The following is a 7,155-nucleotide window of genomic DNA, read 5'->3' as shown; positions in this document are numbered from 1 at the left end:
TTTGCTCACGGCGTTGTTTTTCAAATGCCTCGTCGATGGCCGCCTGGCGTTTGGCGTGGCGCACCTGCATCTGGCGGATGACCTCATCGACGCTGACGTCACGGCGCGGCAGGAAGTGGGCCAGGAGGGTCTCCAGGTCCGAGCAACTGAGCAACTGAGCAACGGAACCGTGTCAGCGGCAGCGACGCTCCTCCAGCATGAGACATTTGCGCTGCGGCGTCTTGTGCGGGCACCACCACGCGAGGCTGGGGTCAGGCGGGGTGATGCACTGAAGTTTTCTCGCGGGCGCCGTCGAAGTCAGGCCACCGGGGCACCCAACTGAGAATATTTCTTAACAACTCCCTTCCCGCGGACAGCAACGCCCGCAGGCAACGCGCACGCGGCCTGACCGGACGCGGCGGAGCTTGCGGTTACCCGGTCGCGGGGATAGGCTGAACCAGCGAGCGCATCTGCCCGGGGCGACCGTCGTTGGCGTGTCCCAGGGCCATGGCCATCATGACCGCCAGCGCCAAGCTGACCCGGGTCTGCATTTTCGCCAGGCCGCGGATGAAATGCCGCTCGAAGCCGAAGCTGTTGTCGATGCGGTTATTGATTCGCTCCAGGGCGCTGCGCCGATGGTAACCGCGGTGCCAACTGGGGCTGCCGTGCGGCGTCGGCACGAAGATGCGTCGATCATGGTCATTAAGGCTGATGCGCACGATGCGCCCATACTCCCCGGGCGTGACTCCGCCAGCCTGGTGGCACCGTTCACGACCCTGGCACTCCAAGCCATAGGCGGCGGCCGGGCAGCGGTATTTGATTGTATTGCGATCGGCCTCGAAGCTTTTAATGGGTGCTTGAGTGCACCGCAAGCCGGACACACGGTGAATGGCATGTTAACCACAACATTCGTTATGTCAATCTCGGGGCGCGAAGAATACTGCACGGTCATCTAGGCTCCGGGGTCGCAATGCCCGCTCGTGCGGGCGTCCAGGGTCTTGCACAGGACCTTGGCGAGCCGCAGGCGGCACGGCGGTGGCAGTCCGCATCAAGATAGGGCGCCAGGCCATCGACCCCGAGGTCGTTCTGCGTTCGCTCAGTCGCCTGATGGCCACACTGATGTTGTGGTAAAGAGGTCACGAACAGCAGCCTCGGCAAGCCCACTGGCTGGAGCAGGTCTCGCTGAGTGCACCGCGAACGTCGCCGGCCCGAGCCTTGCGTGCTGGCGAATCACCCGGCCCCGGACGGACGCGCAAGGTGCTCGACTACTCGAACAATTCCGCGTGGGTCCCGGCGCGCACGAAGACCACCAACCCCGTACTCCGGCGATCGTCGAGCTTGTATGTCAGCAGGAAGTCGCCGCCGATGTGGCATTCCCGATGTCCCTCCCAGTTGCCGACCAAGGGGTGATCCAGCCACTCCGGCCCCAAAGGGCCGTCGTTGGCGATCAGGAGCAACATCGCTTCCTTGAGCCTCCGCATGTCGAACCGCCCCGATCGCGACAGTCGCTGCCAGTCCTTGAGGAACGACTTCGTGTAGTCCGCCGCACGCGGCGGGACCGCACGCTTACTCGCGGCTGACCTTGTCGAGGTCATCGAACAGTTCGGCAGCGGTGGTGAAACGGACGTGGTGCTGACGGGCGATCGTATCGGCCTCGGCCATCGCCGCGCGGGTCTCGGCGTTCGGCGCCTCCAGGGCGAATGGAAGCCGCTGTTCGGCGGCAACGCGCGTCAGGAATACGCGAACGGCATCGGACATGGACAGGCCCATCGCTGCCAGCGTCGCGTTCGCCTGGGCCTTGACCTGCTCGTCGATCCGCACGTGGATCATGGATGTGGTCGTCATGGGGTCCTCTGCTCAGCGAGATGAGATACATTGTAGCGCAATGGGCGCCTGCGCGGGCACCTGCACGGCGGCCTCAGTCCATCCGCACCTGGAGCCGCTCACCGCTCACGCGGAAGCGGCCTGCAGGTGCCCCCTTGCCCGCACCTGCGGGGCCCGGGTGCCTCATCGTCACAGAGTCGGTGTCACGCAGGCGACCGGCGATCCAGTCGTCGGTCCAACGCGCCGCGGCGAGTTGCGGGGGACATCAAGGACCGAGGTCCTGGCGCCGCTCGCGCCCGGCGAGATCGACCGCAGGGCAGTGGGTTGGCGGCGAGGTGCTGCTTCCAAAACCGCGGGTTGAGCCGGTGGACCTCGAAGGTGGGATGGCGGTCGATGCGCTGGACGAACACATCGACCAAGTAGTCTTAGAGACTGTCTAGAAACCAGCAAATGACTGATAGTCAATTGGGGTCTAGTAGATACGGAGTTTGATTGTTGCAAATCTGCCGGAGAAGCAGGCGGCCGGACGCAATATAGACCTGCGTCTCGTAAGCGTCCGGCGAAATGCATCTTTCCCCGCCAGTCCCGAGCCGGGATGATACCCCGAACACAGCAACTTCGGGGGTTCTCAGCATGGCACAACAGCGGCGTACGCGCGAGCAGTGGCGGGAGTTGGTGCGGGCGTGGCCGGGTAGCGGGCTGACGCAACAGGCGTATTGCGAGCGCCACGGGGTCTCGCCCAGCAGTCTGGCGCGCTGGCGCGCCATCGTGAGCCAGGAACCCGCGAGCCTGCCGAGTGCGCGGGCACAGCCGGTGCGTCTGTTACCGGTGCAGTGGGTCACTCCGGAGCACCGTGAGTCGTCGCCACTGACCCTCGTGCTGAAGGATGGGCAGCGCCTGGAGATCGCCGCCGATTTCGACGCCGCCACGTTGGCGCGGCTATTGGCGGTATTACGGGAGGCGGCATGATCGCCTTTGGTGCGCACACCCAGGTCTATTTGGCCCTGGGGGCGACGGACATGCGCAAGTCGATTGACGGCCTGGCGGTGCTGGTCGCCGAGGTTTTGATGGCCGATCCGCTGTCCAGTCATCTCTTTGTTTTCTGTAATCGTGCCAAGGATAAGATCAAGATTCTGTTCTGGCACAACAATGGCTTCTGGCTGTGGTACCGGCGTCTGGAACGCCAGCGCTTTTACTGGCCGCAGGAGGCGAATACGGCGGCGGTGACGGTGTCCGTACGCGAGTTGGGATGGTTGTTGGAGGGCCTCGATCTGCGGCATGTCGAGGCCCATCGACGAGCTGATTTTTCATTGCTCTAATCGCCGATCTGGTATCATAGACGGCATGCTCAATACTGCTCAGAACTTACCGCATGATCCGCTCATCCTGCAGGGGATGGTCGCGCAATTGCGCGAGCAATTGGCCACCGCGCAGCGTGAGCAGGAGCAGCAGCACCAGCGGATCGCCCAGTTGCTGGAATACATTGAACTGCTGCGCCGCAAGCGTTTTGGCCCCAGTACCGATCGCATTCCCGAGTCGCAACTCAAGTTATTCGATGAAACCGAGTTGGAGGCGCTGATTGGCGAGTTGGAGGCGGCACTGCCGGTGAGCGCGCCGGCGCCGGCCGACACCACCAATGGCACGGCGCCGCCGCCCAAGCGCGCGCCGGTGCGCCGCCCGCTACCGCCCCATCTGCCGCGCGTGGAGCGCATCCTCGATCTGCCGGAAGCGGACAAGGTGGCGCTGGGCGCGGACTGGACCTTCATCGGCTATGACACCTCCGAGCAGCTAGCGGTCATTCCGCGCCAGACCTACGTCATCCAATACAAACGCGCCAAGTACGTGGCGCATGATGAGGATGTAGCGGGCGCCGAGGTGGGAGTGAAAATCGCCCCGCGCCCGGTGCAGATCATCCCCAAATCCATCGCCCACAGCTCGCTGCTGGCGGCCATCGTCACCGCCAAGTTCGTCGATGCCCTGCCGCTGTATCGTCAGGAGAAAATCTTTGCCCGCGAGGGCATCGAGCTCAGCCGCCAGACCATGGCCGGGTTGCTCATCCAACTTCAGACCCCACTCATGCCCGTCGCCGCCGCGTTGAAAGCACTGCTGCGCCAAGGGCCGGTCGTCCATATCGATGAAACACCGGTGCAGGTGCTGCGCGAACCCGGGCGCGAGGCGGCGCAGAAGTCCTACATGTGGGTCTTCTGCGGCGGGCCGCCGGGGCAACCCGTGCGCTGGTTCGAATATGCGCCCAGTCGCGCCGCCGCCGTCCCCCAGCGGGTCTTGCTCGGTGAGGTTCCCGGCGTCGGGACCGATCCGCCACCGCGCTTCTACGTGCAGTCCGATGGCTACAGTGCCTACCAGGTCCTGGCCAACGACCCGGCCGTGCTCGGACATGCCGGTTGCTGGACCCATGTGCGGCGCAAGTTCGTCGAGGCCGCCGCCGGACGCAACACCAGCGCGGCCCAACACATGGTCGCCCTGATCGGCGAACTCTATGCCGTGGAGCGCACCCTGCGTGAGGCCGATCCGCCGACCCGTCAGGCGGCGCGTCAGCAACGCAGCCGCCCGATCCTCGATCGCATCAAGCGGTGGCTCGACAGCGCCGCCACGCGGGTCCTGCCCAAAGGCTTGCTCGGCCAGGCCATCGGCTATGCCCTGGGGCAGTGGCCACTGCTGACGACCTTCCTCGAGGATGGCCACCTGGAGATCGACAACAACACCGCCGAGAATGCCATCCGGCCATTCGTCATCGGTCGCAAAAACTTTCTCTTCGCCGGCAGTCCCAAGGGCGCCGAAGTCAGCGCGACCTTCTACAGCCTCATCGAAACGGCGAAGGCCAACGGCTTGGAGCCGTGGGCCTACCTCAACCACCTCTTCGAGCACCTGCCAGCGGCGAAGACCCCGGAGGCCATCGCCGCCCTGCTGCCCCACAATTTGAAATTAGACGACCTGAAACGGGAAGGGTCAATCCTGTAGTTGCCCGGACGCTTACTGCGTCTCGCTAGACGTTGGCTTCCGCTCGTAATCTTTGCTCAACCGACGCGATCGACCAAGCCATGCAAACGTTCTTTCCACCACCCAGCGGCGAGGTAACATATGGAAACCTTGAGTACCTTTCTTCTTTTTCACGACCGTAAGATCGCATTTGAAGTGAAGGAAAACCCAGTCTAACAGTTCTGCGCCAGAATAGCCGCAATCCGCCCAGATCATTTTAACAGTGTGGGAAAGCAAGAATAGATTGGTTATTACCTGACGGGCGGCTTTGCCGTCGAACATGTTGGCTGCGTGCACCCACACGACGAGCAGGCAACCGATTGTATCAACAACGATATGGCGCTTACGACCTTTGACGAGCTTGCCCCCATCAAACCCAGAGTCGAGAAATGACTCTGGTGTGCCTTTGACGCTTTGGCTATCAATGATTGCCCCCGTCGGGTCCGGGTTTCGGTCTTTTCTTTCGCGGAAACGCTGTCGAAGCACGGTGTTAACTGTTTCGAGCATTCGACTTTCTGTCCACTTATTGTAATAATAGTTAACGAGCTTGTAAGGTGGGAGATCGGTCGGCAGATAACGCCACGGGCACCCAGTCTTATTCAGATAGAATATGGCATTGAGTATTTCGCGAAGATCAGATGTTCGTCGGCGCCCTGTCTTATATGGATCAAGCATTTCGAGGATAGGTCGAAGTATTTCCCACTCCTCATTTGTGAGATCGCTTGGGTACCTGGCAGGTAATTCAGTATTTTCTTCGGTCATATTGACATTGGCGAATAGAGTTGCGATTTCGTATAGAATCCCCTGATTCTACAATTTTTAGATATATAAATCAATGCTTTAGTTCCTAGACAGGCTCTTACCCTAAGGTACTGCAAGCGACCCCCGGGCGACGCCAATCTGGCCACCTGGCAGCCGCCCAGCTGGGTAGAAGCGACCAAGGACATCCCAACGCGGAAGCTCGACGGTATCCGGGCCAAGTTGATTGCTCGGCGCAAGATTCTGGCAGACCAAGGTCTGCTTCTAACTCCAGACCATTGGAACACCGAGGGCGCGTTGCCCGACGGCAACCGTTTCTATACCATCAAAGTGGAAAGTCTCCGTGCCGTCCCCAACATAATCCACGCAAGGTTGAGGACGGGCAGGTCAGAACATCATGTCTTCAGCCTTGGTCCAGTCCATCCAAGGCTGAAGCCTTGGACTCCGGCCCCGGGGTGCACGTAACGGGTTAATGGCCCACATGCGTGACACCGATGGAGCGGTGTCACGAGAGGCTGGGTGGCCGGAGTTGTGATCGACGCGCCGGCTCACAGACCATGACGCAAATCCAGCCGATAGGGCAGCATGGCCCAAACGCCGCCAAATGCTCGCGCGGGCTGGTTACTTTCCCTTACCGCATCGGTTATCCTTTCATTAAACTAGTCCATTGAGTGCGTCGATCAAGCCAACCATGACTACATCCATTCGGGCCAACATCCCGGATCGCTTGGTACAGCAGGCGGCGATCCTGGTTAGCGACGGCTGGGCGAGCGACCTTGACGAGATCCTCATTGACGCACTGCGTCGCTACTTGAGTTCCCACAGCCCGGAGCTGAGCGAGACCTTTGTGCGCGAAGGCCTGGAATGGGGTCTGCGTGGCAACGGATAGCCCCATCGCTCGCGTTGTCGTTTGCGATGCCGGGCCTCTGATTCACCTGGACGAACTGGGCTCACTCCAACTGCTCTGCGACTTCCCGTCGGTGCTGGTACCCGAGGTGGTTGGGCCGAGGCCGAGCGACACCGGCCGTGCATCTTTCCCATGCCGAACCCGCCATTCGACTGGAGCTTAGGCACCCTCTTGCGCGCGATTCGCCGCGGCCAGCTCAGCCCGCAGAAGGTGCTGGATCTGCTTCGCGCCATACCCGAGCACTCGACACTCCACATCAAGCTGTCGCTCTTACTCGAAGTCATTGCGGAGGTCGAACGCACCGTCGGATGACCGATCATTCGTCTTGGAGCATCCAGCGAGGCCCCGCCCCGGTGACCAGCAGAGTCTGGTAGATCAGGATCAGCAGGATAACCTGCTGGCGGTGTTTGCGCCGCTTCAGCTCTTCGAGATCCAGGACTACCAGGTTGGGCTCGAACTGGATGCTGTTGGCCCCGGATAAGAAACGTCCGTACTCGCCCTGCGCGGTGAACGGATAGAGCTGCTCACCCCCGACAGGGTGATCCGGACGTTGTGGCGGATGCCCCGCGTGCCGGACACCACGTCGCCGATATAGCGCGCGGCCATGCCGAAGGCGATGCGGTCGGGAAAGCGCTTGACCGAGAAGGTCTGCGCCCGGTGCGTGCCGAGCGTGATGCCCTTGGCATCCA

10 protein-coding genes are annotated in these 7,155 nt (G+C 61.8%); 5 read left to right on the top strand and 5 right to left on the bottom strand.

What is annotated here, in order from left to right; all coding sequences use genetic code 11:
- Positions 1-410 precede the first annotated feature (410 nt).
- The 3 genes from QZY44_RS36000 to QZY44_RS28615 all read right to left on the bottom strand — a co-directional run bounded on the left by QZY44_RS36000 (position 411) and on the right by QZY44_RS28615 (position 1,824).
- Entirely contained in the window at positions 411-698 is a 288-nt protein-coding gene (locus QZY44_RS36000; protein ID WP_365305477.1) for a hypothetical protein, read from the bottom strand.
- Positions 699-1,244: 546 nt separating this feature from the next.
- On the bottom strand, positions 1,245-1,574 hold the full coding sequence (locus tag QZY44_RS28620; RefSeq protein ID WP_295456043.1) for a type II toxin-antitoxin system YafQ family toxin: 330 nt from the start codon (positions 1,572-1,574) through the stop codon (positions 1,245-1,247).
- Positions 1,546-1,824, bottom strand: coding sequence for a type II toxin-antitoxin system RelB/DinJ family antitoxin (locus tag QZY44_RS28615; RefSeq protein WP_295456042.1), 279 nt, complete (start codon positions 1,822-1,824; stop codon positions 1,546-1,548). The genes QZY44_RS28620 and QZY44_RS28615 overlap by 29 nt, the downstream gene beginning before the upstream one ends.
- 612 nt (positions 1,825-2,436) lie before the next feature.
- Between QZY44_RS28615 and QZY44_RS28610 the strand changes: the two genes are divergently transcribed.
- The 3 genes from QZY44_RS28610 to QZY44_RS28600 are packed head-to-tail and all read left to right on the top strand — an operon-like array spanning position 2,437 to position 4,782.
- Entirely contained in the window at positions 2,437-2,772 is a 336-nt protein-coding gene (locus QZY44_RS28610) for a transposase (protein ID WP_295456041.1), read from the top strand.
- On the top strand, positions 2,769-3,122 hold the full coding sequence (gene tnpB, locus QZY44_RS28605) for an IS66 family insertion sequence element accessory protein TnpB (RefSeq protein ID WP_295456040.1): 354 nt from the start codon (positions 2,769-2,771) through the stop codon (positions 3,120-3,122). Before QZY44_RS28610 ends, tnpB begins: the two co-directional genes overlap by 4 nt.
- A gap of 25 nt (positions 3,123-3,147) precedes the next feature.
- The gene (locus QZY44_RS28600; RefSeq protein WP_295456039.1) at positions 3,148-4,782 is read left to right on the top strand and encodes an IS66 family transposase; all 1,635 of its coding nucleotides are present in this window, start codon (positions 3,148-3,150) and stop codon (positions 4,780-4,782) included.
- A 12-nt stretch (positions 4,783-4,794) separates the two neighbouring features.
- Here QZY44_RS28600 and QZY44_RS28595 read toward each other — a convergent pair whose 3' ends face one another.
- A complete protein-coding gene (locus tag QZY44_RS28595) occupies positions 4,795-5,562 on the bottom strand; it encodes an IS5 family transposase (RefSeq protein WP_295456038.1) in 768 nt (255 codons plus the stop codon).
- 688 nt (positions 5,563-6,250) lie between these two features.
- On the opposite strand from QZY44_RS28595, the gene QZY44_RS28590 reads away from it, so the two are divergent.
- A complete protein-coding gene (locus QZY44_RS28590) occupies positions 6,251-6,448 on the top strand; it encodes a CopG family transcriptional regulator (protein ID WP_295456037.1) in 198 nt (65 codons plus the stop codon).
- Positions 6,449-6,598: 150 nt separating this feature from the next.
- Positions 6,599-6,778, top strand: coding sequence for a hypothetical protein (locus QZY44_RS28585; protein WP_295456036.1), 180 nt, complete (start codon positions 6,599-6,601; stop codon positions 6,776-6,778).
- A gap of 126 nt (positions 6,779-6,904) precedes the next feature.
- Here QZY44_RS28585 and QZY44_RS28580 read toward each other — a convergent pair.
- A partial coding sequence (locus QZY44_RS28580; RefSeq protein WP_295456045.1) for a hypothetical protein occupies positions 6,905-7,155 on the bottom strand: 251 nt, incomplete at its 5' end.

Origin of the sequence: uncultured Thiodictyon sp. (assembly GCA_903837595.1) — a bacterium.
Classification (GTDB): domain Bacteria; phylum Pseudomonadota; class Gammaproteobacteria; order Chromatiales; family Chromatiaceae; genus Thiodictyon.
Note: the sequence above shows the minus strand (reverse complement) of the source record. Positions and strands in the feature narration are given on the sequence as shown.

Bases quoted from the DNA above. Each gene is read 5' to 3' on its own strand.
- tnpB (WP_295456040.1), top strand. From the start codon at position 2,769: ATGATCGCCTTTGGTGCGCACACCCAGGTCTATTTGGCCCTGGGGGCG.
- QZY44_RS28590 (WP_295456037.1), top strand. From the start codon at position 6,251: ATGACTACATCCATTCGGGCCAACATCCCGGATCGCTTGGTACAGCAG.
- QZY44_RS28615 (WP_295456042.1), bottom strand. From the start codon at position 1,824: ATGACGACCACATCCATGATCCACGTGCGGATCGACGAGCAGGTCAAG.
- QZY44_RS28585 (WP_295456036.1), top strand. From the start codon at position 6,599: ATGCCGAACCCGCCATTCGACTGGAGCTTAGGCACCCTCTTGCGCGCG.
- QZY44_RS28620 (WP_295456043.1), bottom strand. From the start codon at position 1,574: ATGACCTCGACAAGGTCAGCCGCGAGTAAGCGTGCGGTCCCGCCGCGT.
- QZY44_RS28610 (WP_295456041.1), top strand. From the start codon at position 2,437: ATGGCACAACAGCGGCGTACGCGCGAGCAGTGGCGGGAGTTGGTGCGG.
- QZY44_RS28595 (WP_295456038.1), bottom strand. From the start codon at position 5,562: ATGACCGAAGAAAATACTGAATTACCTGCCAGGTACCCAAGCGATCTC.
- QZY44_RS28600 (WP_295456039.1), top strand. From the start codon at position 3,148: ATGCTCAATACTGCTCAGAACTTACCGCATGATCCGCTCATCCTGCAG.